General features: G+C 72.3%; 24 protein-coding genes. 8 read left to right on the top strand and 16 right to left on the bottom strand.

Features of this window, described 5'->3' with window-relative positions; all coding sequences use genetic code 11:
• Positions 1-175: 175 nt before the first annotated feature.
• Entirely contained in the window at positions 176-844 is a 669-nt protein-coding gene (locus OG386_RS13410) for a potassium channel family protein (protein WP_030016272.1), read from the top strand.
• The gene (locus OG386_RS13415; RefSeq protein WP_189739014.1) at positions 841-1,503 is read left to right on the top strand and encodes a potassium channel family protein; all 663 of its coding nucleotides are present in this window, start codon (positions 841-843) and stop codon (positions 1,501-1,503) included. The genes OG386_RS13410 and OG386_RS13415 overlap by 4 nt, the downstream gene beginning before the upstream one ends.
• Before the next feature lie 665 nt (positions 1,504-2,168).
• On the opposite strand, the gene OG386_RS13420 is transcribed toward OG386_RS13415, so the two are convergent.
• The 7 genes from OG386_RS13420 to OG386_RS13450 all read right to left on the bottom strand — a co-directional run bounded on the left by OG386_RS13420 (position 2,169) and on the right by OG386_RS13450 (position 8,850).
• A complete protein-coding gene (locus OG386_RS13420; protein ID WP_328788373.1) occupies positions 2,169-2,909 on the bottom strand; it encodes a DUF3159 domain-containing protein in 741 nt (246 codons plus the stop codon).
• Positions 2,910-2,912: 3 nt separating this feature from the next.
• A complete protein-coding gene (locus tag OG386_RS13425; RefSeq protein ID WP_094744607.1) occupies positions 2,913-3,332 on the bottom strand; it encodes an OB-fold nucleic acid binding domain-containing protein in 420 nt (139 codons plus the stop codon).
• A 24-nt stretch (positions 3,333-3,356) separates the two neighbouring features.
• The gene (locus OG386_RS13430) at positions 3,357-4,043 is read right to left on the bottom strand and encodes a response regulator (protein WP_327382845.1); all 687 of its coding nucleotides are present in this window, start codon (positions 4,041-4,043) and stop codon (positions 3,357-3,359) included.
• Entirely contained in the window at positions 4,040-6,736 is a 2,697-nt protein-coding gene (locus OG386_RS13435; protein WP_328788374.1) for a sensor histidine kinase KdpD, read from the bottom strand. The genes OG386_RS13430 and OG386_RS13435 overlap by 4 nt, the downstream gene beginning before the upstream one ends.
• Before the next feature lie 206 nt (positions 6,737-6,942).
• Positions 6,943-7,719 (bottom strand): DUF3710 domain-containing protein, encoded by a 777-nt coding sequence (locus tag OG386_RS13440; protein ID WP_301365783.1) that lies wholly within the window; start codon positions 7,717-7,719, stop codon positions 6,943-6,945.
• 1 nt (position 7,720) lies between these two features.
• Positions 7,721-8,266, bottom strand: a complete 546-nt coding sequence (gene dut / locus OG386_RS13445) for a dUTP diphosphatase (protein WP_030008773.1) — start codon at positions 8,264-8,266, stop codon at positions 7,721-7,723.
• Complete coding sequence (locus OG386_RS13450) at positions 8,266-8,850, bottom strand: PaaI family thioesterase (RefSeq protein WP_327382847.1); 585 nt, start codon at positions 8,848-8,850, stop codon at positions 8,266-8,268. The genes dut and OG386_RS13450 overlap by 1 nt, the downstream gene beginning before the upstream one ends.
• A 58-nt stretch (positions 8,851-8,908) precedes the next feature.
• Between OG386_RS13450 and OG386_RS13455 the strand changes: the two genes are divergently transcribed.
• Positions 8,909-9,373: a DUF3093 domain-containing protein gene (locus tag OG386_RS13455; protein WP_328788375.1), complete on the top strand. Its 465-nt coding sequence runs from the start codon at positions 8,909-8,911 to the stop codon at positions 9,371-9,373.
• A gap of 53 nt (positions 9,374-9,426) precedes the next feature.
• On the opposite strand, the gene OG386_RS13460 is transcribed toward OG386_RS13455, so the two are convergent.
• The 4 genes from OG386_RS13460 to OG386_RS13475 form a co-directional block, all read right to left on the bottom strand.
• Positions 9,427-10,368, bottom strand: a complete 942-nt coding sequence (locus OG386_RS13460; protein ID WP_327382849.1) for a hypothetical protein — start codon at positions 10,366-10,368, stop codon at positions 9,427-9,429.
• 12 nt (positions 10,369-10,380) lie between these two features.
• Positions 10,381-10,677: a DUF4193 domain-containing protein gene (locus OG386_RS13465; protein WP_030008769.1), complete on the bottom strand. Its 297-nt coding sequence runs from the start codon at positions 10,675-10,677 to the stop codon at positions 10,381-10,383.
• 381 nt (positions 10,678-11,058) lie between these two features.
• Complete coding sequence (locus OG386_RS13470) at positions 11,059-12,306, bottom strand: sensor histidine kinase (RefSeq protein WP_314248759.1); 1,248 nt, start codon at positions 12,304-12,306, stop codon at positions 11,059-11,061.
• Positions 12,307-12,311: 5 nt separating this feature from the next.
• Positions 12,312-12,965, bottom strand: coding sequence for a response regulator transcription factor (locus tag OG386_RS13475; protein WP_030008767.1), 654 nt, complete (start codon positions 12,963-12,965; stop codon positions 12,312-12,314).
• A gap of 254 nt (positions 12,966-13,219) precedes the next feature.
• Between OG386_RS13475 and OG386_RS13480 the strand changes: the two genes are divergently transcribed.
• A complete protein-coding gene (locus OG386_RS13480; RefSeq protein WP_030008766.1) occupies positions 13,220-13,399 on the top strand; it encodes a hypothetical protein in 180 nt (59 codons plus the stop codon).
• Positions 13,400-13,584: 185 nt separating this feature from the next.
• Here the strand turns inward: OG386_RS13480 and OG386_RS13485 are convergent, their stop codons facing one another.
• Complete coding sequence (locus OG386_RS13485; protein WP_442815557.1) at positions 13,585-14,388, bottom strand: inositol monophosphatase family protein; 804 nt, start codon at positions 14,386-14,388, stop codon at positions 13,585-13,587.
• 11 nt (positions 14,389-14,399) lie between these two features.
• A complete protein-coding gene (locus OG386_RS13490; RefSeq protein WP_328788376.1) occupies positions 14,400-15,554 on the bottom strand; it encodes a ferrochelatase in 1,155 nt (384 codons plus the stop codon).
• A 175-nt stretch (positions 15,555-15,729) separates the two neighbouring features.
• Between OG386_RS13490 and OG386_RS13495 the strand changes: the two genes are divergently transcribed.
• Both OG386_RS13495 and OG386_RS13500 read left to right on the top strand, forming a co-directional pair.
• Positions 15,730-16,986, top strand: a complete 1,257-nt coding sequence (locus OG386_RS13495) for an MFS transporter (RefSeq protein WP_328788377.1) — start codon at positions 15,730-15,732, stop codon at positions 16,984-16,986.
• Positions 16,934-18,265, top strand: coding sequence for a D-arabinono-1,4-lactone oxidase (locus OG386_RS13500; RefSeq protein ID WP_328788378.1), 1,332 nt, complete (start codon positions 16,934-16,936; stop codon positions 18,263-18,265). Before OG386_RS13495 ends, OG386_RS13500 begins: the two co-directional genes overlap by 53 nt.
• 12 nt (positions 18,266-18,277) lie before the next feature.
• Here OG386_RS13500 and OG386_RS13505 read toward each other — a convergent pair whose 3' ends face one another.
• Positions 18,278-19,084, bottom strand: a complete 807-nt coding sequence (locus OG386_RS13505) for a hypothetical protein (RefSeq protein WP_328788379.1) — start codon at positions 19,082-19,084, stop codon at positions 18,278-18,280.
• Between the two features lie 528 nt (positions 19,085-19,612).
• Here OG386_RS13505 and sepH point away from each other — a divergent pair.
• On the top strand, positions 19,613-20,641 hold the full coding sequence (gene sepH / locus OG386_RS13510; RefSeq protein ID WP_037711702.1) for a septation protein SepH: 1,029 nt from the start codon (positions 19,613-19,615) through the stop codon (positions 20,639-20,641).
• Positions 20,642-20,696: 55 nt separating this feature from the next.
• On the opposite strand, the gene OG386_RS13515 is transcribed toward sepH, so the two are convergent.
• Complete coding sequence (locus tag OG386_RS13515) at positions 20,697-21,542, bottom strand: sulfurtransferase (RefSeq protein WP_327382856.1); 846 nt, start codon at positions 21,540-21,542, stop codon at positions 20,697-20,699.
• 176 nt (positions 21,543-21,718) lie between these two features.
• Between OG386_RS13515 and OG386_RS13520 the strand changes: the two genes are divergently transcribed.
• Positions 21,719-22,504 carry a VOC family protein gene (locus tag OG386_RS13520; RefSeq protein WP_328788380.1) on the top strand — a complete coding sequence of 262 codons (786 nt, stop codon included), beginning with the start codon at positions 21,719-21,721 and terminating at the stop codon, positions 22,502-22,504.
• 2 nt (positions 22,505-22,506) lie between these two features.
• Here the strand turns inward: OG386_RS13520 and OG386_RS13525 are convergent, their stop codons facing one another.
• Positions 22,507-23,766, bottom strand: coding sequence for an MFS transporter (locus tag OG386_RS13525; protein WP_328788381.1), 1,260 nt, complete (start codon positions 23,764-23,766; stop codon positions 22,507-22,509).
• Positions 23,767-23,807: the final 41 nt, after the last annotated feature.

Raw genomic sequence — 23,807 nt, forward strand, 5'->3', positions numbered from 1 at the left:
CCCCTCATACCGCAATCCCGCCGCAATTCCTCCCCACCCGCAGCACGACTGCGACGCAAGAGACCCCATCGGTGACCGCCCGTGTGTAGCTTGGGCCATGGTCTGAGACCCTGTTAAACCAGAGCATGCAATGAGGCTGGGAACCAGCGAGTCGCTGACAGCCGGAAGGACGGCCGTGCACATCGTCATCATGGGTTGCGGAAGGGTGGGCTCCGCCCTCGCGCAAACCCTGGAACAGCAGGGGCATACGGTCGCCGTCGTCGACCAGGACCCCACCGCATTCCGCCGGCTCGGCGCCGGATTCGGCGGCCGCCGCGTCACCGGGGTCGGCTTCGACCAGGACACCCTGCGGGAGGCGGGAATCGAGGACGCGGGCGCCTTCGCCGCCGTCAGCAGTGGTGACAATTCCAACATCATCGCTGCCCGCGTGGCCCGGGAGATGTTCGGCGTCGAGAACGTCGCCGCCCGCATCTACGACCCCAAGCGCGCCGAGGTCTACCAGCGCCTCGGCATCCCCACCGTCGCCACCGTGCGGTGGACCGCCGACCAGATGCTGCGCCGGCTGCTGCCCTCGGGCGCCGAGCCGTTGTGGCGCGACCCGAGCGGCGGGGTGCAGCTCGCCGAGGTGCACACCTCCGCCGCCTGGATCGGCCACAAGGTCAGCAAGCTCCAGGACGAGACCGGCGTCCGCGTGGCGTTCCTCACCCGCCTGGGCGAAGCGATGCTGCCCACGTCGGCGACGGTCCTGCAGGAGGGCGACCTCGTCCACGTGATGATGCGCACGGACGAGATCGACAAGGTCGAGGCGGCGTTCGCCGAGGGGCCTGAGGAGGCACACGCATGAGGGTCGCGATCGCCGGTGCGGGCGCGGTGGGCCGATCCATCGCGGGCGAACTGCTGGAGAACGGCCACGAGGTGCTCCTGGTCGACAAGGCCCCGACCGCCATCTCGGTCGAGCGGGTACCGCAGGCCGAGTGGCTGCTGGCCGACGCCTGCGAGATCACCTCGCTGGACGAGGCGGCGCTGCAGCGCTGCAACGTGGTCATCGCGGCCACCGGTGACGACAAGGTCAACCTCGTCGTCTCGCTGCTCGCCAAGACCGAGTACGGGGTCCCGCGCGTGGTGGCCCGCGTCAACAACCCGAAGAACGAGTGGCTCTTCAACGAGTCCTGGGGCGTCGACGTCGCCGTCTCCACGCCGCGCCTGATGTCGGCCCTGGTCGAGGAGGCCGTGAGCGTCGGCGACCTGGTCCGGCTGCTGCGCTTCAGCCACGGAGACGCCAACCTCGTCGAGCTGACCCTGCCGGCCGACTCCTCGGTCGCGGGCACCCAGATCGGCGACATCACCTGGCCCGAAGACACCTCGCTGGTCACGATCATCCGGGGCAACCGGGTCCTCACCCCGCACGGGGAGGAGACCCTGGAGCCGGGCGACGAACTGCTCTTCGTGGCCGCCCAGGCCCGCGAGGAACAGCTGGAGGACCTCCTCCAGGCCCGCCGCTAGCCCTGCGGGCACGCTCGGACGACGAAGGGGGCGCGCCCGGCCGGGCGCGCCCCCTTCGGGCTTCCCGGCTGCCTGCCGGGGCCGGCACGTGGACGGACTGCGCCTCGGCCGGACGGCCCCTCGGTCTACGGGGCCCGGGGCCCGGGGCCCGGGGTCGCCCGCGCAGCCTCGGCGCTGCGACCGCAGACCCCCGCTCCCGCGGCGGTCCCGGCCCGGGCGGCCGGAGGCAGCCCGCCTCCAGCCCCCGGCCACTGGGCCTCGGCCTGCTGCCGACCCGCACCAGGGGCCGCCCCCGCCAGGCGGGCGGTCGTGCGGCGCTCCTGCGGCCGTCCGCGGCCCGGGGCGCACCCGACCCACAGCGCATCCGCGGGCCGTCGGCCCTGCCGCGATCCCGGCACCCTCGGATGCGCCCCGGCCGCCGGGATCGCCGGACCCCGCAGCAGCCCGGGCCGTCGGTCCTGCGGGCCCATCCCGGTGCCCGTAGGACCGAGGCCACGGGATCAGGGGCCGGGCAGCCGTGCCGTCGTGGGCGGGCGGGAGTCCGGGCTCGCCCCTGCGCCCCGCAGGTGCGCTGACGCCTGCACGCGGAGCACGGCAGCACGGCAGCACGAAGGGGCGGGACCGGCCTCCCGGGCCGGTCCCGCCCCTTCGTCGACTACGGGCCGTCAGGCCTTCGGCCCCTTGGCGGCGGCCTCCGCCGCCTCCTTGGCCTCCCATTCCGCGATCACGTCGATCGGCGGCGGCGCCTTCACCAGGAAGACCCAGGTGAAGTACACGGCGAGCACCATCGGCGGGAGCTTCAGCGCGATCAGCACCCAGCCCAGCTGCGTCGCGTCACCCCACCAGTACAGCGGGAAGAGGATCGCGTACTTGGCGAGGAAGATCAGGCCCCAGGCCAGGCTGGCCTTGACGTACGCCTTCTTGCGCCCGGGGTTGCGCGTGCGCCAGGAGAGGTTCTCCTTGAACACCGGGCCGAGGATCACGCCGAGCAGCGGGAAGCCGATCAGCGCCGAGATCGTGAAGGCCGCGCCGAGGCCGACGCCGTAGATCATGCCCGGCAGGTAGAAGCCCTTCGGGTCGCCCGTGAACAGGGCGAAGGCCACGCCCACACCCACGCCGAAGACCCCGCTGAAGGCGTGCTTGACCGTGTCCCTGCGCAGCAACCGCACGATCACCAGCAGGACCGCGACCGCGCCGGCCGCGATGGCCGACCACTTCACGTCCTTGTTGATCGTGTAGATCATGACGAAGAGCAGCCCGGGCAGCATCGTCTCCACGGTGCCCCGGATACCGCCGAAGGCATCGAAGAGCGCCGCCTGGGTCACGGCCTTCTGGTCGGCGGAAGGCGTGGCGGCATGGCGCGGCCCGGTCGAATCCGGGGTGGTCGGTTTGTCGAGTGACGTCACCGGTCAGTGCTCCTGTCCGAGCGGGCGGAGTTCGTACTTCGGGTTGAAGAGCACCCGACGGCCGTGGGTCATGGAGATGCGCCCTGAGGCGATCATGCGTCTGCCGGGCTCGATTCCCACGATCGAGCGACGCCCGAGCCAGACCACGTCCAGCGCGGCCGAGCCGTCGAAGAGCTCGGCCTCCAGGGCGGGAACGCCCGCACGCGGCCGCAGGGTGACGGTACGCAGGGTTCCGGTCACCTTGACTATCTGACGGTCGTGGCAGTCGCAGATCCGCGTGCACCCCGCGGCTTCTGCGTCCTCCTGCAGCTCCGCCGAATGCAGCTCCTCCTGGGAGGTGGACAGCCGCTCAATCATCCGGCGGAACCTGCCCGCAGGCCTGGCCGGCTTCGCGGACTTCTCGGGACGCGGTTCAGCACTCATACAGGAAGCGTACCGGCGCGCCCACTACCGCTCGAAGCGGTAGCCCATGCCCGGCTCGGTGATGAAGTGCCGCGGATGCGAGGGGTCCGCCTCCAGTTTGCGCCGCAGTTGGGCCATGTAGACCCGCAGGTAGTTCGTCTCGGTGCCGTACGAGGGGCCCCAGACCTCCTGGAGCAACTGCTTCTGGCTGACCAGCTTGCCGCCGTTGCGGACCAGGACCTCCAGCAGGTGCCATTCGGTGGGCGTCAGCCGTACGTCGCGGCCCTCGCGCACGGCCTTCTTGGCGGCCAGGTCCACCGTGAAGCCGTCCGTCTCCACGATCACCTCGTCCTCGCCGGAGCCCGCGGCCGGCTCGGCCCGGCGGACGGCGGCGCGCAGCCGTGCCAGCAGCTCGTCCATGCCGAAGGGCTTGGTGACGTAGTCGTCGGCGCCCGCGTCGAGGGCCTCGACCTTCTCGTCGGAGCTGTGCCGGGCGGAGAGGACCAGGATCGGTACCCGGGTCCAGCCGCGCAGGCCCTTGATCACCTCGACCCCGTCCATGTCGGGCAGTCCGAGGTCGAGCACGACCACGTCGGGGTGGCGGGCGGCCGCGAGCTCCAGTGCGCTCGCACCGTCGGCCGCGGCGTCGACCTCGTATCTGCGCGCCTTCAGGTTGATCACAAGCGCTCGGACGATCTGCGGCTCGTCTTCCACCACGAGCACCCGTGTCATTGAGGTCCTGCCTTCTGTCGCGTCATCGGATCACGGTCGTGATCAAGTTCGATCGGTTCGGTCGGTTCCGCCGATTCCGCCGGTTCCGCCGGTTCCTTCGGTTCCTTCGGTTCCGCCGTCGCGCCCGCGCCCGCCTCGGCATCGGCATCGGCGGGGCCCGCACCCACCGTGGCACGCTCCGGCGTCCCGCCGCCGCCAACCGCGCGCAATGTGAGCACCATGGTCAGCCCGCCCCCGGGGGTGTCCTCGGCCGTCAGGGTCCCGTCCATGGCCTCGGCGAACCCGCGGGCGACGGCGAGCCCGAGGCCCACGCCGGCCCCGCGCGGGGCGTCCCCGTACCGCTGGAAGGGGGCGAAGATCCGGTCCTTGGCCTCGTCGGGCACACCCCGACCGCGGTCGACGACGCGGACCTCGACCCGGTCGCCCAGGCAGCTGGCCGCCACCAGGACGGGCTCCCCCGCCGGGCTGTACTTGACGGCGTTCTCCACGACGTTGGCCACGGTCCGCTCCAGCAGCCCCGGGTCCACCGCCACCATCGGCAGCGCCTCGGGCACGTCCAGCAGCACGCTGTCCTCCGGTACGCCGCCCAGCGCCATCGGGACCACCTCGTCGAGGTCGATCTCGCGGATCAGCGGGGTGACGGTGCCGGTCTGCAGCCGGGACATGTCGAGCAGGTTGCCGACCAGGTGGTCGAGGCGGTCGGCGCCGTCCTCGATGCCTTCGAGGAGCTCGGCCCGGTCCTCCTCGCTCCACTCCACGTCGGCGGAGCGCAGGGAGCTCACGGAGGCCTTGATGGAGGCCAGCGGCGTACGGAGGTCATGGCTGACGGCGGCCAGCAGCGCGGTGCGGATCCGATTGCCCTCGGCCATCCGGCGGGCCTCCTCGGCCTCGCCCACCAGCCGCTGGCGGTCCAGGACCACGGCCGCCTGCGCCGCGAAGGCGCCGAGCACCCGACGGTCGTCGGCGGGCAGCACCCGGCCGGACAGGGCCAGTGCCATGTGGTCACCGATGGGCATGTCCACGTCGGCGTCCTCGGGCCGGGCGACGGGGTCGGGGCCGACGCTGCCGGCCGATTTCCAGGGCTCCACGTCGCTCGTCCGTTCCAGCAGGGCCACGGACTCCATGGCGAAGGTCTCGCGCACCCGCTCCAGCAGCGCATCCAGGGTGGTCTCGCCTCGCAGCACGCTGCCGGCGAGGAAGGAGAGGATCTCGGACTCGGCGCGCAACCGGGCCGCCTGGTGGGTGCGGCGGGCGGCCAGGTCCACGACCGAGGCCACCGAGACGGCGACCCCGAAGAAGACGGCGATGGCGACGATGTTCTTGGGGTCGGAGACCGTGAAGCGGTGCAGGGGCGGTGCGAAGAAGTAGTTCAGCAGCAGCGAGCCGAGGGCGGCGGAGGTCAGGGCCGGCCAGAGCCCGCCGAGCAGCGCGGCCGCCACCGTCAGCGCCAGGAAGAGCAGCATGTCGTTGGCGAGGCCGAGATCCGCGTCGACGTGCGTGAGCAGCAGGCACAGCAGTACGGGCAGGACCGTCCCCACCACCCAGCCGGCGATGATCCGGGGCCGCCCGAGCCGGGCCGCCGAGGGGACCACGGGCAGGCCGCGCCCCTTGGCGACGTGCTCGTGCGTGACGATGTGCACGTCGAGGTCGGGCCCGGAGTCGCGGGCGACGCTCGCGCCGACTCCGGGGCCGAAGACGTACTGCCACGAGCGGCGGCGGCTGGAGCCGAGCACGATCTGGGTGGCGTTGACCCCGCGCGCGAAGGCGAGCAGGGCGTCGGGGACGTTGTCGCCGATCACATGGTGAAACGTTCCGCCCAGGTCTTCGACCAGGGTCCGCTGGACCGCGAGCTCCTTCGGCGAGGCGGCGGTCAACCCGTCGCTGCGGGCGATGTAGACGGCCAGGATCTCGCTGCCCGAGCCCTTGGCGGCCATCCGCGAAGCGCGCCGGATGAGCGTGCGCCCCTCCGGCCCGCCGGTGAGCCCGACGACGATCCGCTCCCGCGCCTGCCAGGTCGAGCGGATGTCGTGCTCGCCCCGGTACTGCTGGAGGTACTCGTCCGCCCGGTCGGCCACCCACAGCAGCGCCAGTTCGCGCAGTGCGGTGAGGTTGCCGGGCCGGAAGTAGTTCGACAGGGCCGCGTCGACCTTCTCGGGCCTGTATATGTTGCCGTGGGCCATCCGCCGGCGCAGTGCCTGCGGGGACATGTCGACCAGCTCGACCTGGTCGGCCCGGCGGACCACCTCGTCCGGCACGGTCTCCCGCTGCCGCACCCCGGTGATCGACTCGACCACGTCCCCGAGCGACTCCAGGTGCTGGATGTTCACGGTGGACACGACGTCGATGCCGGCCCGCAGCAGCTCTTCCACGTCCTGCCAGCGCTTGGCGTTGCGCGAGCCGGGCACGTTGGTGTGCGCGAGCTCGTCCACCAGCGCTATGGCGGGCCTGCGGGCGAGGATCGCGTCCACGTCCATCTCGGTGAAGGCGGCGCCCCGGTAGTCCAGGGGCTTGCGCTCGACCTGTTCGAGGCCGTGGAGCATGACTTCGGTCCGCGGCCGGCCGTGGTGCTCGACGAAGCCGACGACGCAGTCCGCGCCTCGCTCCACCCGGCGATGGCCCTCGGAGAGCATCGCGTAGGTCTTGCCCACACCGGGTGCCGCGCCGAGGTAGATCCTGAGCTTGCCGCGTCCCATGCGCCCCATTCTCCGGGACGTCCACACCGCGCACGCACCGATCCGCACCCCGGCGCCGATCCCTGACGGATCCCTGACGCGGGGTGCAGACGCCCCCGAGGCCGCGCGGACAAGCCGGTGGGCCCCAACCCGAAGGAGTGGGGCCCACCGGCCGAAATGCATGACGAGCCCCCCTGTGCGCGGGGGCCGTCCGAGGTCGTCCGAGGTCAGCGGACCTCGGTGATCTCCGGGCCGCGTTCGAGCTGCCCCATGCCGCCGCCGAAGCGGGAGCCTTCCTGGTCGTCCGTCTGCACGCCGTCCGGCACCATCTGGGCGTCGTTCGGCAGCTTCAGGACGATCGGGTCGCGCGGGGCCATCGGGCCGTCACCGCGGACGACGACGGTGTCCCGGAAGATCTGCTCCAGCACGCCCGCCGACTCGGGGCGCACCGCGCCCTGGCCGGAGATGACGCCGCGCAGGAACCAGCGCGGGCCGTCGACGCCGACGAAGCGGACCAGCTGGGCGCCGGTCTGCCCGTCCGGGAGCGGTACGGGCACCTGGGCGCGCAGTTCCCAGCCCAGCGAGCCCTGGGCCTCGTCGATGATGCCGCCCTGCTGGGTGATGCCCGCGGCGATCTCCTCGCGGACCTCGCCCCAGATGCCCTCCTTCTTGGGCGCGGCGAAGGCCTGCAGCTGCACGGCGCTGTCGCCCAGCACCACGGTCGCGGCCACGATCGCGTCACCGGCGACCTCGACGCGCAGCTCCATGCCCTCGACGCCGGGTACGAGGATGCCGCCCAGGTCGACCCGACCGTCGGCCGGGTTCCCGAGCACCTCGGAGACGTCCCAGGGGCCGTCGGGCCGCGGGGCCGGCGGCAGGTTCACCCGGCGGGGGGCAGCGCTCTCCTGCTCGCCCGCGTCGTCCTGCTCGGCGACGCCGTCTACGACCTGCTCGGCCGCGCCGCCGTCATGGGCGGAGTCGTTCTTCTTGCGACGTCCGAACACGTCACTGTCCTTCCCGGTCGGTTACGACCGAAGCGTAGCCATTCCCACCCTGCTGACCAGCCCCGGATCCGGCCACGGCCGCATGCCCGCCGGTGGAGCCGAAGCCCCCCTCGGCCCGGGCCGAGCCGGGAAGTTCCGCCACCTCGTGGAAGCGCACCTTCTCGACCCGCTGGACAACCAGCTGGGCGATGCGGTCGAAACGCTCGAACCGGACGCTCTCGCGAGGGTCGAGATTGACCACGATCACCTTGATCTCCCCACGGTACCCGGCATCCACCGTCCCCGGGGCATTCACGAGCGCGAGCCCGCAGCGTGCGGCCAGGCCCGACCGCGGGTGCACGAACGCCGCGTACCCGTCGGGCAGGGCGATCGAGACACCGGTGGGCAGTACGGCGCGCTCGCCGGGCTCCAGCTCGGCGGCTTCGGTGGTGACGAGGTCGCAGCCGGCGTCGCCGGGGTGCCCGTATGCCGGAATCGGCACCTCCGGGTCGACGCGACGGATCAGTACGTCGACCGGCCGGTGGGAATCGTGGTTGCTCTGGGACATCAGGGGTTCACCTCAAAGGCGCGTGCGCGCCTGACCTGGTCCGGGTCGGCCATCGCCGCCTGGATCTCCTCGGGCCGTCCGTTGTCGATGAAGTGGTCGACCTTCACCTCGATGAAGAGGGCGTCGGCACGAACGGCGACCGGGCCCTGCGGTCCGCCTATCCGACCCACGGCCGTGCAGTAGATCTTCCGTCCGGCGACGGCGGTGACCTCGGCCTCCAGGTACAGCACGGTGTCCACCGGCACGGGCCGCACGAAGTCGGTCTCCAGCCGCCCCGTCACCGCGATGACGCGCAGCAGCCAGTTCAGGGAACCCAGCGTCTCGTCGAGCGCGGTGGCGAGCACCCCGCCGTGGGCGAGACCGGGTGCGCCCTGGTGCGCGGGCTTGACGGTGAACTCGGCGGTGACGCGCACGCCCTCGCCCGCACGGGCCTCCAGGTGGAGTCCGTGGGGTTGGCCCTCGCCGCAGCCGAAACAGTGCTCGTAGTGCGCACCGAGGAGGTCGCCGGGCGCGGGCGCGTCGGGGTGCCTGACCGGCGCGGCGGCGTCGGCCGGGGGCGTCAGCGCTGTGTTTCGTCCACTCACAGCCGCAGACCTTACCCGCGCGGCTACCCACCGGTCGCCTCGTGGCAGGCTTGACCACATGCAGCTCTCCACCGCGCACCACGACGAACGTCTGACCGCCCCCCGTTCCTGGTGGGGCATCGCCGTACTGCTCGGCCTCGCGTGCGCACTGATGCTGCTGCCGCTGGGCACGATGCCGCTGCTGGCCGGTCTGGTCGGGGGCACCGCGCTGGCCGGGCTGGTGGTGAGCTCGTACGGCTCGGCGCGCGTGCGCGTGGTGGGCGGTGCGCTGGCGGCCGGCGACGCGCGGATCCCGGTGACGGCCCTGGGCGAGCCCGAGATCCTGGACGCCGAGGAGTCGCGCGCCTGGCGCACGTACAAGGCGGACACCCGCGCCTTCATGCTGATGCGCAGCTACGTGCCGACCGCGGTCCGCATCGAGGTCACCGACCCGACCGACCCGACCCCGTACGTGTACGTCTCCACCCGTGAGCCGCAGGCCCTGGTGGCGGCCCTGCTCGCCGCCCGTACCCAGGCGGCCTGACCGGCCCGTGGGACCGGTGGCCCGGCCGGGGCGGACCGCCCCGGCGGAGGACCTCAGCCGTGCGCGGAGGGATCCGCGGCCTCCAGCGCGATCCTGGTGGCCTCGGGAAGGGGTTGTACGGGCCGTTCCAGGGGCGGCAGGGAGCTGAGGGTCTCCCAGTCCACGGCCCGCCGCCGCAGGTCACCACGGACCTTCTCGGCGAGTTTGCGGGTGTCCCGGCGGTTCATGACCGCGCCGACGGCGGCGCCCACCATGAACGGCATGAGGTTCGGCAGGCTGCGGAACATCCGCTTCATGATCTGCTGGCGCAGTTCGCGCTTCATCTGCCCGCCGAGCGCCGCGTTCAGCGTGGTCGGCTTGGTCAGGTCGACCCCGCGCTCCTCCGTCCAGGCGGTCAGGTAGGCGAGGCTGCGCTCCGTGAGGCCGCCGTGCGGTCGCCGGCCGTAGACCTCGTGGAGTTCGGCGATGAGCTTGAGCTCGATGGCTGCGACCGCGGTGATCTCGGCCGCCAGTTCCGCAGGCATCGCGGGCGGCACGGGCAGCATGGCCGCGGCGCCGATTCCCGCACCGACGGTCGAGGTGGCGGCGCAGGCGCCGGACACCAACTTTTCGGCGAGCTGCTCGGGGCCGAGGCCCGGGAACTGCGCGCGCAGCGCCGCGAGGTCCCGAACCGGAACGCGCGGGGCGTTCTCGATGATCCTGTCGGTGACGTACTGGGTGGCGTCCCTGACGCTCTCGCCGCCCTTGCGCACGCCCTTCTTGACGGCCTGGACGGCTTGCGTCCGACGAGCCCCGGAGCCGTGCCTGGACCCCTCGTCGGGATCGGTTTGCGACGGCACCGCCGGGGCGGTGTCGCACGGCACGGCGATCGCCGCACTGGCGGAGCCGCCGGAAGCCCCAGGAGCCGTTTCCGGATCCATGGGTGCCACCTGCGTCTCCGCCGGATCACCAGATTTCCGGAAGCGGCGCTTCCGGAAGGGTGTGGAGCCAGCCACGACCGACGCCTATCAGTCGCAGTCGCGACAGATCGGCTGGCCGTTCTTCTCACGTGCCAGCTGGCTGCGGTGGTGCACCAGGAAGCAGCTCATGCAGGTGAACTCATCGGCCTGCTTGGGCAGGACCCGGACGGCCAGCTCCTCATTGGAGAGGTCCGCACCGGGAAGCTCCATGCTCTCGACAGAGTCGAATTCGTCCATGTCCGCGGACGAGGTCGACTTCTCGTTGCGCCGGGCCTTCAGCTCTTCGATGCTGTCGTTGTCGACGTCATCGTCGGTCTTGCGCGGGGTGTCGTAGTCCGTTGCCATTGTTCGCTCTCCCCCTCTGGGTGTTAGCGGTGTCTCAGCGCACGTAACGCACGAGAGGCCGGACTTGTGCCCGACCTGAGGCGGAGATTTTGCCTCACATCAAGGTCTGTTACTCAATCGACACCCAGCCGCCCGCCCTAAGGACGATTGGCTGGGATGACGAGCGGGACCGTACACGGTCCGAGGGCCGTCATGCACAAACGCCACCCCGTGTATTTCCCGCCATCCGAGGGGCCGGAAACCCGGACTTCCCGGGCGTTCCGGCCGCGACGGGGTCACTGAACGCACATGGGCAGACACCGGTCACTGTGATCGATCACACAGGACCGATTGTTTTCACAGGACAGGTATTCAGCCAAAAGCGAACACGGGGTCGCGGTCTCACAAGGGAAGAGTGACACGCATCACGAGGCCACCGCCCTCCCGTGGCATCGCCTGGATCCTGCCGCCGTGTGCGCGCGCCACGGAGCGCGCGATCGACAGACCCAGTCCGACACCCTTGTCGCTGCCCGTGCGCTCCGTACGCAGCCGCCTGAAGGGCTCGAAGAGGTTGTCCACCTCGTACGCGGGAACAACGGGACCCGTGTTCGATACCAGGAGGACCGCCTGATCGTGCTGGGCCTCGGTGACCACCTCCACCCAGCCGTCCTCCGGCACGTTGTACCGGACGGCATTCTGGACCAGGTTGAGGGCGATCCGCTCCAGCAGCACCCCGTTGCCCTGCACGACGGCCGGCGCGCGCTCGCCGCGGATCTCCACGCCCTTCGCCTCGGCTTCGCCGCGCACCTGGTCGACGGCGCGCGAGGCGACCTCCGCCAGGTCCACCGGTTTGCGCTCGACGATCTGGTTCTCGCTGCGGGCCAGCAGCAGCAGGCCCTCGACCAGCTGCTCACTGCGCTCGTTGGTGGCGAGCAGGGTCTTGCCGAGCTGCTGGAGCTCGATCGGCGCCCCCGGATCGGAGAGGTGCACCTCGAGCAGGGTCCGGTTGATCGCGAGCGGGGTCCGCAGCTCGTGCGAGGCGTTCGCGACGAACCGCTGCTGGGCCGTGAAGGCCCGCTCCAGCCGGTCGAGCATGTCGTCGAAGGTGTCGGCGAGCTCCTTGAGCTCGTCGTCCGGCCCGTCCAGCTCGATCCGCCGGGTCAGGTCGGAGCCCACGACCCGGCGGGCGGTCCGGGTGATCTTGCCGAGCGGCGAGAGCACCCGGCCGGCCATCGCGTAGCCGAAGGCGAAGGCGATGATGCTCAGCCCGAGGAGCGCCATCAGCGACCGGCTCAGCAGGTCGTCCAGGGCGTGCCGGCGCTGTTCGAGGACGCACTGGTTGATCGCCGCGGTGAACTGCTCGAACGGCTGGTTGGTGCCGCTCACACCGGAGCAGGTGGTGCTGGTGACCTCGATGTTCTGACCGCGGACGATCGTGAACGGGATCGCGTTGCCCTGCCGCAGGGCCTGGGCCGCGAGCAGGTAGATGATCGACAGCAACAGGATGCCGGCGATCAGGAACATCCCGCCGTACAGCAGCGTGAGCCGTATCCGGATGGTCGGCCGCAGCCACGGGAAGGGACCCTCGGGCTGGCCGGGGTCCCATGTCGGTTTCGGTGGCGCCGCCGGTGGCGCCGGGGTGGTTGCCATGCGCATCAGATCCGGTATCCGGAGCCGGGCACGGTCACGATGACGGGCGGCTCGCCCAGCTTGCGGCGCAGGGTCATCACGGTCACCCGTACGACGTTGGTGAAGGGGTCGGTGTTCTCGTCCCAGGCCTTCTCCAGCAGCTGCTCGGCGGAGACGACGGTCCCCTCGCTGCGCATGAGCACCTCCAGCACGGCGAACTCCTTCGGCGCCAGCTGGACCTCCTTGCCCTCGCGGAATACTTCCCTCCGGTTCGGGTCCAGCTTGATGCCGGCCCGCTCCAGTACGGGCGGCAGCGCGACCGTGGTGCGCCGCCCGAGCGCCCGCACGCGGGCGGTCAGCTCGGTGAAGGCGAAGGGCTTGGGCAGGTAGTCGTCCGCACCGAGTTCCAGCCCCTCCACCCGGTCGCTGACGTCGCCGGAGGCCGTCAGCATCAGCACACGGGTGGGCATGCCGAGCTCGACGATCTTCCGGCACACGTCGTCACCGTGGACGAGCGGGAGGTCCCGGTCGAGCACGACCACGTCGTAGTCGTTCACGCCGACCCGCTCCAGGGCGGCGGCGCCGTCGTACACGACGTCCACGGCCATGGCCTCCCGGCGCAGTCCGGTGGCCACCGCATCGGCGAGCAGCTGCTCGTCCTCGACGACGAGTACGCGCACGTCGTTTCCTTCCTCCGAGCCCAGAAGGGCACACGTGTATTGCGTCTATTGCGTCGCCCATCCTGCCCGTTTCGGCCATAAACCGGCTGTAAGGCGGCTCGTGGAGGGGCTGACGGGGCGGAAGTGAGGATTCCCTGGCCTTGCGAGGTTTCTGGGCCCGGAGTGCAGGGGAGGACGAGATCACACCCCATCCACTCCCTGACGGCGGAAAGCCACGTTCCGCCGCCGACCCACGAAGAGGGGGCGAACCCATCATGGACGCATTCACCGCGGGTCTCCTGCAGCGCATCAGGACCACGCAGTCGGACCTCAGGCACGCCCGCGAGACGGGCGACGACTTCCTCGCGGAAGTGGAACTGGCGGAGCTGGAGGATCTCCAGCGCCTGGCCGCCGAACACGGTGTCCCGGTCTCGGCCGCCGTGCCCGCCTGCTGATCCCCCGATCGGCCGGCCCGCTTTCCCGCACGACCACCGCACGACCCCTGCACGCATCCTGCTCCCGCACGATCTCCGTACGGCCCCTGCACGATCCCTGCACGACTTCGTACGACCCCTGAACGACGTGGACCCCGGACGCCCGAGCGGGCGTGCGGGGTCCACGTGCTTCCCGTCGTACGCGTTCAGTCGTGCCAGGCTCCGAACTCCTCCAGCAGCGGCTGCACCGAGGCGAACACCGCCGGCGTGGCGGCCAGGGTCAGCTCGCCCGAGGCCGGCTCGCCCGGACGGCCCCCGGTCACGGCCCCGGCCTCCCGGGCGATCAGGTCACCGGCGGCCAGGTCCCACGGGTTCAGTCCCCGCTCGTAGTACCCGTCCAGCCGCCCGGCGGCCACGTCACACAGGTCCAGCGCCGCCGACCCGCCCCGCCGGACGTCCCGCACCAGCGGGATGATCCGCGCCGCGACCTCGGCCTGGTGGGCCCGCCTGGTCTGGACGTACGCGAAGCCGGTCCCGAGCAGTGCCTGGTCCAGCGGCGCCGCCGGCCGGCAGGCGAGGGGCGTCGTACCCAGCCACGCCCCGCCGCCGAGCACCGCGTGGTAGGTCTCCCCGCGCATCGGGGCCGCCACGACGCCCACCACGCTCTCGCCGCCGTACTCGGCCGCGATGGACACGCCCCAGCTCGGGAGCCCGTAGAGGTAGTTCACGGTGCCGTCCAGCGGATCGACGATCCAGCGCACCCCGCTCGTCCCCGGGGCGTCCGCACCCTCCTCGCCGAGCAGCCCGTCCTCGGGCCGCCGCTCGGCGAGGATCCCGGTGATCAGCTTCTCCGCCGCGATGTCCATCTCGGTCACCACGTCGATCGGGCTGGTCTTCGTCGCCGCCACCGCCAGGTCGGCCGGGCGGCCGTCGCGCAGCAGGGCCCCGGCCCGCCGGGCGGCCTCCAGGCCCACTTCCAGCAGTTCGGCCTTCAGCTCGTCAGAGATCACGGTCCCACTCCCTACGCGTACGGACTGTCCACGCCCGCGGCCGCCGGCCGGGGGCCGCGCGCCGGGCAGCAGCCCACCGCGCACAGGTCATGACTCTGGCCCAGCGTGCCGACCCAGCACTCCGCGGCCGGCTCCCCCCGCTCCTTGGCGGCCCGCTCCAGCACCAGCTCCCGTACGGCCCCGGCGAAGCGCGGATCGGCGCCGACCGTCGCGGACCGCTGCACGGGCAGGCCCAGCTCGGCCGCCTTCGCGGTGGCTTCGGTGTCCAGGTCGTAGAGGACTTCCATGTGGTCGGAGACGAAGCCGATGGGCACCATGACGACGGCGGGCGCCCCGGCGGTGTGCAGGGCCTCCAGGTGGTCACAGATGTCCGGCTCCAGCCACGGGACGTGCGGGGCGCCGCTGCGGGACTGGTAGACGAGCTCCCAGGGGTGCGCGACCCCGGTCCGGGCCGCTACCTCGTCCGCGATCACCCGGGCGACGTCGAGGTGCTGCTTGACGTACGCCCCGCCCTCGCCGTCCCCGGTGTGGTCCTCGACCGGACCGGAGGCGTCCGCGGCGGCGGTCGGAATGGAGTGGGTGGTGAAGGCGAGGTGCGCGCCTGAGCGCACTTCCTCGGGCAGGGCGGCGAGCGAGGCCACCACCCCGTCGATCATGGGCTCCACGAAGCCCGGGTGGTTGAAGTAGTGGCGCAGCTTGTCGACCCGCGGCAGCTCCACGCCCTCCTCGGCGAGGGTGGCCAGCGCGTCGGCGAGGTTCTCGCGGTACTGGCGGCAGCCCGAGTACGAGGCGTACGCGCTGGTCGCGAGCACCGCGATGCGGCGGCGCCCGTCGGCGGCCATCTCCCGCATCACGTCGGTCAGGTACGGGGCCCAGTTGCGGTTGCCCCAGTAGACCGGCAGGTCCAGGCCGTGCCCCGCAAAGTCCTTGCGCAGCGCGTCCAGCAGCTCGCGGTTCTGCCCGTTGATCGGGCTGACCCCGCCGAATCCGAAGTAGTGCTGCCCGACCTCCTTGAGCCGCTCGCGCGGGATGCCCCGCCCGCGCGTGACGTTCTCCAGGAAGGGCACGACGTCGTCGGGTCCCTCGGGGCCGCCGAAGGACAGCAGCAGGAGGGCGTCGTAAGGGGCGGCGGAGCCGCCGTCGGGGGCACGGAGCTGGTCTGACATGCCTCGAATCCTGCCACCCCGGCGTCCGCGCCCGGGCAACGGACCCGGCCCGTCCCACACCTCGGACGACAGGTAAGGTCACCCTAACTTCCTGTCGGTATTTTCCCCATGCGGGTGCCTTGTCGGCAGACGTAACCTGTGTGAGCCAACCACGTCCCTTACGGAGGGCACCACCTTGCCCAGTCCCTACCGCGCGATATTCGCGACCCCCGGCACCAAGGGGTTCACAGCCGCCGGCCTTCTGGGCCGGATGCCGCTGTCCATGGTGGGCATCGGTGTCCTCACGATGATCACGGAGCTGGGCGGCAGCTACGCCCTCGCGGGCGGCATCACCGCCACCATCGCCCTGTCCGCCGCGGCCGTGGGCCCCCAGGTGTCCCGGCTGGTCGACCAGCACGGGCAGAGGCGGGTGCTGCGCCCCGCCACCCTGATCGCGGCCGCCGCGGTGACCGGCCTGCTGGTCGCTGCGGCGAACGGCTGGCCGAGCTGGACGCTCTTCGCCTTCGCCGTCGTCGCCGGCTGCGTGCCCAGCGTCGGATCGATGGTCCGGGCCCGGTGGACGGCGCTCTTCCGCGACACCCCCCAGCTGCACACCGCCTACTCGTTCGAATCCATCGTCGACGAGCTCTGCTTCATCGTGGGCCCGCCGCTGGCCGCGACGCTCTCGGCCGGCTGGTTCCCCGAGGCCGGCCCGGTGGTCGCCCTCGTCTGCCTGCTGACGGGCGTGTGGTGGCTGACGGCGCTGACCGCCACCGAGCCGAAGCCGCATCCGCACGAGGAGCACACGGACCGGTCCTCGGCGCTGCGCTCCCCCGGTCTCCAGGTCCTGGTGGCGACCTTCGTCGCGACCGGCGCGATCTTCGGCTCCGTGGACGTGGCCACCCTGGCCTTCGCCGAGGAGCACGGCAACAAGTCCCTCGGCGGGGTGTTCCTGGCGGTCTGGGCGTTCGGATCCTGCCTGGCCGGCATCGTCTTCGGCCTGTTGCACTTCAAAGGCAAGGCCGAACCTCGCTGGGTACTGGGCATCAGTGCGATGGCCGTGAGTATGATCCCCCTCCTACTGGCCGGGAACCTTCCGTTTCTGGCCGTGGCGCTCTTCGTCTCGGGCCTCGCCATCGCTCCCACGATGATCACCACGATGGCCCTGATCGAGGCGCACGTGCCACACGCGAAGCTGACCGAGGGCATGACCTGGATCAGCACCGGCCTCGCGGTCGGAATCGCGCTCGGGTCCTCCGTGACCGGCTGGGTCGTCGACGCAGCGGGTGCGCAGACCGGGTACGTCGTCTCCGTATCGGCGGGGGTGTCCGCGGCGGCGGTTGCGTTCGCGGGATACCGCCGGCTGACGAGGCCGGCGCAAGGGGAGGGACCAGCAATCGATGGGGACGGCGACAGCAGGGCAGAGCAGCACGGAACGGACCGCGTGGCATAACTGGGCCGGCAACATCACCGCCACACCGGTCCGCACGGTGACCCCGGCTTCGGTCGGGGAGCTCCAGGAAACGGTCCGTCGGGCCGCCGAGGACGGTCTGCGGGTGAAGGCGGTCGGCACCGGCCACTCCTTCACCGCGGCCGCGGCGACCGACGGGGTGCTCGTCCGCCCGCAGGCCCTGGCCGGGATCCGGTCGATCGACCGGGCCGCCGGGACCGTCACGGTGGCGGCGGGCACGGTCCTCAAGGACCTCAACGTGGCCCTGGCCCGGGAGGGCCTGTCGCTCACCAACATGGGCGACATCATGGAGCAGACGGTCTCCGGCGCCACCAGCACCGGCACCCACGGCACCGGCCGCGACTCGGCCTCCATCGCCGCCCAGATCCGCGGCCTGGAACTGGTCACCGCCGACGGCCGGCTGCTGACCTGCTCCGAGAAGGAGAATCCCGAGGTCTTCGCGGCAGCCCGGATCGGCATCGGCGCGCTCGGCATCGTCACCGCGATCACCTTCGCCGTGGAGCCCCTCTTCTTCCTGACCGCCCGGGAGGAGCCGATGGGCTTCGACCGGGTGACGGCGGAGTTCGAGGAGCACTTCGCGGAGAACGAGCACTTCGAGTTCTACTGGTTCCCGCACACCGGCAACTGCAACACCAAGCGGAACAACCGCAGCCAGGGCCCCGCCGCTCCACCCGGACGGGTGAGCGCCTGGGTCGATGACGAGCTGCTCTCCAACGGCCTCTTCCAGGCCGTCAACTCGCTGGGCCGCGCGGTCCCGGCGACCATCCCCTCCATCGCCCGCGTGGCCAGCCGCGCCCTGTCGGCCCGCGCGTACACGGACATCCCGTACAAGGTGTTCACCAGTCCGCGCCGGGTGCGCTTCGTGGAGATGGAGTACGCCCTCCCGCGCGAGCAGGTGGTCGAGGCGCTGCGGGAGCTGCGGGCGATGGTGGACCGTTCCGGATTGCGGATCAGCTTCCCCGTGGAGGTGCGGACGGCTCCGGCGGACGACATCACGCTGTCGACGGCCTCCGGGCGCGACACGGCGTACATCGCGGTGCACATGTACAAGGGCACCCCGTACCAGGCCTACTTCACGGCGGCCGAGCGCATCTTCACCGCGCACGGCGGGCGTCCGCACTGGGGCAAGGTGCACACGCGGGACGCGGGGTACTTCGCGGAGGTCTACCCGCGGTTCGGCGAGTTCACCGCACTGCGCGACCGCCTCGACCCGGACCGGGTCTTCGGCAACGACTACCTGCGGCGCGTCCTGGGGGACTGAGCCGGTCCGGTGTCAGGGAGCGCTCTGCCGCACCGTCGGCCCCGGCGCGTCCGGACTGGGCGTCGGAGCCGGCGGGGTGGGGGCGGCCGGGGACGAACTCGGGGCCTCCTTCGACGGGGAGGCGCTGGGCGTCGGGTCCGCGGAGGCCCCGGAGTTCCCGGGGTTCCCGGAGCCGGAGGGGCTGGGTCCGGAGCTCGGGCTGCGGCCCCCGGGCGGCGGCGAGGGACTCGGGGAGGTACCGGACCCGGGGCTCCGCCCGCCCTTCTCCTCGCCGCCCGGCTCGTCCCGGTGCGGTGCGGGGCGGTCCTGGCCCACCTTGCGGGTGCCGCCGGAGAAGAGGGTTCCGCCGTCGCTGCTGACGGAGGTACCGGCCATCGCCTCGTAAGTGCCGAGGCCGCCGAGGGCGATGGCGAAGGCCGCGCCGGAGGCGACCGCGGTGCGCTTCCAGCCCCGTACCCGGGTGCCGTGCACGGTGGCCTCGCCGAACTCCCCGGTGGCGGACCCCCGGGCCCCCGGGCCCATGGTGTCCGCGCCCGTCGACTCCGCGCGGGGCGGGGGCACCTGACGGACACTGAGCCGGGCGCCGCCCCGCAGCTGGTCGCCGGTGCGCCGGAAGAAGTGCTGGATGACGGGCCCGCCCGCGGTGGCGACCACGCTGACCACACCGGCACCGAGGATGGTCCCGTAGACGCCCATCTTCGAGGCGAGCAGGGCCGCGGCAACGGTGGCGAGCGAGGAACCGGCGACCTGGGCCGCGCTCAGGTCGAGCTTCTTCTCCTCCGGTTCGTCCTCGACGTCCCGCGTCACCTTCTGACCCATCGCCATCCCCGCCGTGTCGTGCCTCTCGTGCTTCTCCTCTTCCAGGAGTTACCGACCGCTGAGCGAAGCAGATAGTTCCGTTTCTAGTGATTATGTGAAGCAAGACACCCGAAAACGGACCACGGGTGCAGGTCGGGCCCGATCGAGGGCAGGCCAACTCCCGCCGTCCGGGTAAAGTTCGGCGGCGCGGCGGTCCACCCAGGTGGCCCGAATGGAGTACTGTGGCGAGCCCTGGGGCCGTCCTTCCTTTCGGATGTCCGGACTCGGGAGAGGGGGCCGACGGATGGAACACGGCACTCAAAGACCGGTGATGCCGCGGTATTGCACGGGCTCCTGCTGCGCACAGTAACCGTTCGGTCACTGTGCGTGCCCAACAGGTAACCGTGCCATAACGGCGATCAAGGGCGCATGCCCGACACGCCGGTTTAACTCGGCAAGGTTGTGGCAGGCTGCACCCGGGCAGGCCACACTCGACTAGCGGAAGCAGCGACGCACGTGACGTCGGCAGGCACCACCCGGGAGGTCCCCATGCCCGAACTGCGTGTCGTGGCCGTCTCAAATGACGGCACACGACTGGTGCTCAAGGCTGCGGACAGCACGGAGTACACGCTTCCGATCGACGAGCGGCTCCGGGCCGCCGTCCGCAACGATCGCGCACGCCTGAACCAGATCGAGATCGAGGTGGAGAGCCACCTCCGCCCCCGCGACATCCAGGCCCGCATACGGGCCGGTGCCTCCGCGGAGGAGGTCGCTCAACTCGCCGGCATCCCCGTCGACCGCGTACGCCGCTTCGAGGGCCCGGTGCTCGCCGAGCGCGCGTTCATGGCCGAGCGCGCCCGCAAGACCCCCGTGCGCCGTCCCGGCGAGAACACCGGTCCGCAGCTCGGCGAGGCCGTGCAGGAGCGGCTGACCCTGCGCGGGGCCGAGAAGGAATCCGTCCAGTGGGACTCCTGGCGCCGCGACGACGGCACCTGGGAGGTCCTGCTCGTCTACCTGGTCGCGGGCGAACCGCACTCGGCGAGCTGGACCTACGACCCGCCGCGCCGGCTGGTCGTGGCCGTGGACGACGAGGCCCGCTCCCTGATCGGCGAGTCGGAGGACCTGCCGGCGGCGCCGGAGCCGAGCTTCCCCTTCGTTCCGAGGATCGCGCGGCTGCCGCGCGACCGGCCGCTGGACCGCGCCCTGGACCGGCAGCTGGAGCGCGCCGAAAGCAGGCCCGCGCCCGCGCCGGAACCCGAAGAGGAACGGGACACCCTCACCAGCCTGCTGGAGGCGGTCCCGAGCTTCCGCGGCGACATGGTGGTCCCGGACCGCACCGAGACCCCGGACGACACCGAACCGGAAGCGGAAGAGCCGCCGGCACCCGCCGCCTCGGCGGGCGCGGGCGCCGCGTACGCCGATGTGCTGATGCCGCGCACGGTGGCCGGCCACCGGGACCGGCTGACGGGCACCACCGACCGCCAGGCCGAGGCCGACGGGGTCCGCCCCGGGCGCCGTGCGGCGGTCCCGAGCTGGGACGAGATCGTCTTCGGCACCCGCCGCAAGAAGCAGGAGTAGCACCCAGGAGGAGCACCGCCGCCGGGCAGGACCCGGCGGCGGCATCGCCGTCTGCCTACTGGGGGTCCGGGCCCGTGGCCACCGGGCGGGCCGGATCGCCGGACCACTCGGACCAACTGCCCGCGTAGAGGTCCGACTCGATGCCCGCCACCTCCAGGGCCAGCACCTCATGCGCTCCGGAGACCCCCGAGCCGCAGTACACGCCCACCGCCGTCCCCTCGGACGCGCCGAGCTCCTCGAACCGGGCGCGCAGGGCGTCCGCGGGCAGGAAGCGCCCGTCCGGACCCACGTTCTCCGTGGTCGGGGCCGACAGCGCCCCCGGGATGTGGCCGCCGACCGGGTCGATCGGTTCGACCTCGCCCCGGTAGCGCTCCCCCGCGCGGGCGTCCAGCAGGACCCCTGCACGCGCGCGCAGGGCCGCCGCGTCCGCGTCCAGCAGCCCGACCGCACCCGGGGTTGGCTTGAAATCGCCCTCCGCAGGAGTCACCCGGTCGGCCGTCACCGCACCCCCGGAGGCCGTCCAGGCGGCCAAGCCGCCGTCCAGGACCCGCACGTTCGGGTGACCCGTCCAGCGCAGCAACCACCATGCCCGGGCCGCCGCCCAGCCCAGCCCGCCGTCGTACACAACGACGGGCCCGTCCGCCGGGACGCCCGCCCGCCGCATGGCCTCCCCGAAGGCTTCGGGGTCCGGCAGCGGGTGGCGGCCGCCCGCCCCGGGCGGACCTGCCAGTTCGCGGTCGAGGTCGACGTACACCGCCCCGGGCAGGTGTCCTGCCTCGTAGGCGGGCCGCTGGTCGGGGCCGCCGAGCTGCCAGCGGACGTCCAGCAGCACCGGCGGGCGGGGACCGGCCAGCTCGTTCCTCAGTTCGGCGGCGGCGAGGATCGCAGATTTTGCAGTCATGCCGGCCATCTTCCTCCCCGCCCGGCACCGGCGTAACAAGCCCGTCATCGGTGGGCCGAACCGATCCGGTCAACTCCGTGCCGGGCCGCATTTGTGCGGCCCGGTCGGGGCGCGCCGAGTCGCCGGGAGTGGAAGCATCAGCACCGGTAAGCGCCACGACGGAGGAGACGGCTGACATGACCGAGGCAGCGGAACCAACCCGGCGCACGCCCGGTACCCCGTGCTGGGTGAGCCTCATGGTGCACGGGCTCGGGACCACCGAGGACTTCTACGCCGACCTGTTCGGCTGGGAGTACGAACCGGGGCCCGAGCAGCTCGGCCCGTACGTCCGCGCGGTGCTGGACGGCCACGAGGTGGCCGGGATCGGCGAGATGCCGCCGGACCGGCATCTTCCCGTGGCCTGGACGACGTACCTCGCCACGGACGACGCGGACGCGACCGCCGAGTCGGTCCGGGCCTGCGGCGGCACGGTGGCGGTGGGCCCGCTGGACGCGGGCATCGCGGGGCGGGTGGCGATCTGCTCCGACCCGCTGGGCGCCATCTTCGGGCTGTGGCAGGCGCAGAGCCGCATGGGCACCCGGCCGTACCGCGGGCCGGGCACCCCCGTGTGGAACGAGCTGGTCACCCAGGACACCTCGACGGTCGGGAAGTTCTACGAGCACGTCTTCGGCCACGAGGCCCAGACCCACGCCGCGGCCTCCGACGACTTCGACTACCTGACCCTGCACCTGGAGGGGCACCCGGTGGCGGCCGTGCACGGCATCGGCCGCTCGCTGCCGCACGACCGGGGGCCGCACTGGATGGCGTACTTCGAGGTGGAGGACACCGACGTGGCGGCCGCGCGGGTCGTCGAGCTCGGCGGGCGCGTCGTCGACCCGCCCCGTGAGGGCCCGCGCGGACGGCAGGCCACGGTCGCGGACCCGGAGGGCGCGGTCTTCGCCCTCGTGCGCCCGCCGCACTGAGCTCAGCGCTCCCCCGGCCCCGCAGCCCGCCCGAAGTGCCGGGCGGTGGGTACGAGGGCGGCCGCGGCCGGTGCGAGGAAGCAGGCCGCGGCGCACCCGGCGAGGACCGGGGTGACGCCGAAGGCGTCGATGGCCGGGGCGATGAGGGCGAGGCCCAGCGGGGCGAAGCCGTAGGACAGGAGGAAGTCCAGCGAGGAGACGCGGGCGAGCTTGTCCGGGGCGACCTCGCGCTGGGTGGCCGTGAACCAGGGCACGTTGAACAGCTCGATCCCGATTCCGGCCAGGACGTAGGCCGCGATCACCACGGCCGGGTGGACCGGCAGCATCAGGCTCAGCGGCGCGAAGCCGTAGACGGCCAGGCCGGCGAAGGCGCTCCAGCCCGGGGAGCGGGGCCGCCGGCGGGCGGTGACCAGGGCCCCGCCGAGCGCGCCCACGGTGTAGGCGGTCATGGCCGCGGCCATGACCCACCCGGCGCCGTAGCGGTCTCGGCTGATGAGGGGCAGGGCGACGCTGGTGGCGGAGTAGCCCAGTGCGATCACGGTGGTCAGGGCGCCGAGTCCGGCGAGGAACCAGGGGTGGCGGCGGGCTTCGCGTATGCCGTCGACGAACTCGGCACGCAGGGACACGCGCGGGGCGGGGGCCGCCGATCCGACGGCCGGGGCGCCGCGGCCCGGCAGGAGGGCGGCGACCAGCCAGAGCAGGCCGATCCCCAGCAGCAGCGTCCCCACGTCGACGAACGCCGCCAGCAGCGCCGTCAGGGCGGGGCCCGCGAGCGTGGAGGTCCGTACCGCCATGGTCATGGCGGCATTGGCCTGCTGCCTGCGGTCGGCGGCGACGACCTCGGCGGTGAGCGCTTGGAAGGCGGGGCGGCAGGCTCCCTGACCCGCGCCCGCGAGGGCGGCGGCCAGGGTCATCACCAGCAGCGACCGACCGAGGCCGAGGGCGAGGAGCGGGGCGGCGGACGCGGCTGCGAGGGCGGACCAGAGCACGACCGTCCGGCGCGCGTGACGGTCGGCCAGCACCCCGCCGACGGCTACGGCGACGAGGAAGCCGGCAGTGCGTGCCGCGAGGACCAGGCCGAGGCCGGCCGCGCCGAGTTCCCGGTGCAGGACGGCGAGACCCAGGACGAAGGGCAGCGCCCAGGTCGCGAGTCCGGAGGCGGTGGTGCCCGCCCACAGGCGCAGGAAGGCGGTGTCGCGCAGGACGGAACGCGCGGGCGGCGGGCCGGTCTTGGGCGTCGCGGGCACGGGTGTGGTCGCCACGGTGGGGTGCTCCTCGTTCGTCGGCAGGTCGCGGGGCGCGG

It is taken from the genome of Streptomyces sp. NBC_00273, assembly GCF_036178145.1.
In the GTDB taxonomy this organism is placed as follows: Bacteria; Actinomycetota; Actinomycetes; order Streptomycetales; family Streptomycetaceae; genus Streptomyces.

Coding starts and splice junctions, on each gene's coding strand:
- OG386_RS13415 (WP_189739014.1), top strand. CDS start 841: ATGAGGGTCGCGATCGCCGGTGCGGGCGCGGTGGGCCGATCCATCGCG.
- OG386_RS13425 (WP_094744607.1), bottom strand. CDS start 3,332: ATGAGTGCTGAACCGCGTCCCGAGAAGTCCGCGAAGCCGGCCAGGCCT.
- OG386_RS13430 (WP_327382845.1), bottom strand. CDS start 4,043: ATGACACGGGTGCTCGTGGTGGAAGACGAGCCGCAGATCGTCCGAGCG.
- OG386_RS13435 (WP_328788374.1), bottom strand. CDS start 6,736: ATGGGACGCGGCAAGCTCAGGATCTACCTCGGCGCGGCACCCGGTGTG.
- dut (WP_030008773.1), bottom strand. CDS start 8,266: ATGTCCCAGAGCAACCACGATTCCCACCGGCCGGTCGACGTACTGATC.
- OG386_RS13455 (WP_328788375.1), top strand. CDS start 8,909: ATGCAGCTCTCCACCGCGCACCACGACGAACGTCTGACCGCCCCCCGT.
- OG386_RS13465 (WP_030008769.1), bottom strand. CDS start 10,677: ATGGCAACGGACTACGACACCCCGCGCAAGACCGACGATGACGTCGAC.
- OG386_RS13470 (WP_314248759.1), bottom strand. CDS start 12,306: ATGGCAACCACCCCGGCGCCACCGGCGGCGCCACCGAAACCGACATGG.
- OG386_RS13480 (WP_030008766.1), top strand. CDS start 13,220: ATGGACGCATTCACCGCGGGTCTCCTGCAGCGCATCAGGACCACGCAG.
- OG386_RS13490 (WP_328788376.1), bottom strand. CDS start 15,554: ATGTCAGACCAGCTCCGTGCCCCCGACGGCGGCTCCGCCGCCCCTTAC.
- OG386_RS13500 (WP_328788378.1), top strand. CDS start 16,934: ATGGGGACGGCGACAGCAGGGCAGAGCAGCACGGAACGGACCGCGTGG.
- OG386_RS13505 (WP_328788379.1), bottom strand. CDS start 19,084: ATGGGTCAGAAGGTGACGCGGGACGTCGAGGACGAACCGGAGGAGAAG.
- sepH (WP_037711702.1), top strand. CDS start 19,613: ATGCCCGAACTGCGTGTCGTGGCCGTCTCAAATGACGGCACACGACTG.
- OG386_RS13515 (WP_327382856.1), bottom strand. CDS start 21,542: ATGACTGCAAAATCTGCGATCCTCGCCGCCGCCGAACTGAGGAACGAG.
- OG386_RS13520 (WP_328788380.1), top strand. CDS start 21,719: ATGACCGAGGCAGCGGAACCAACCCGGCGCACGCCCGGTACCCCGTGC.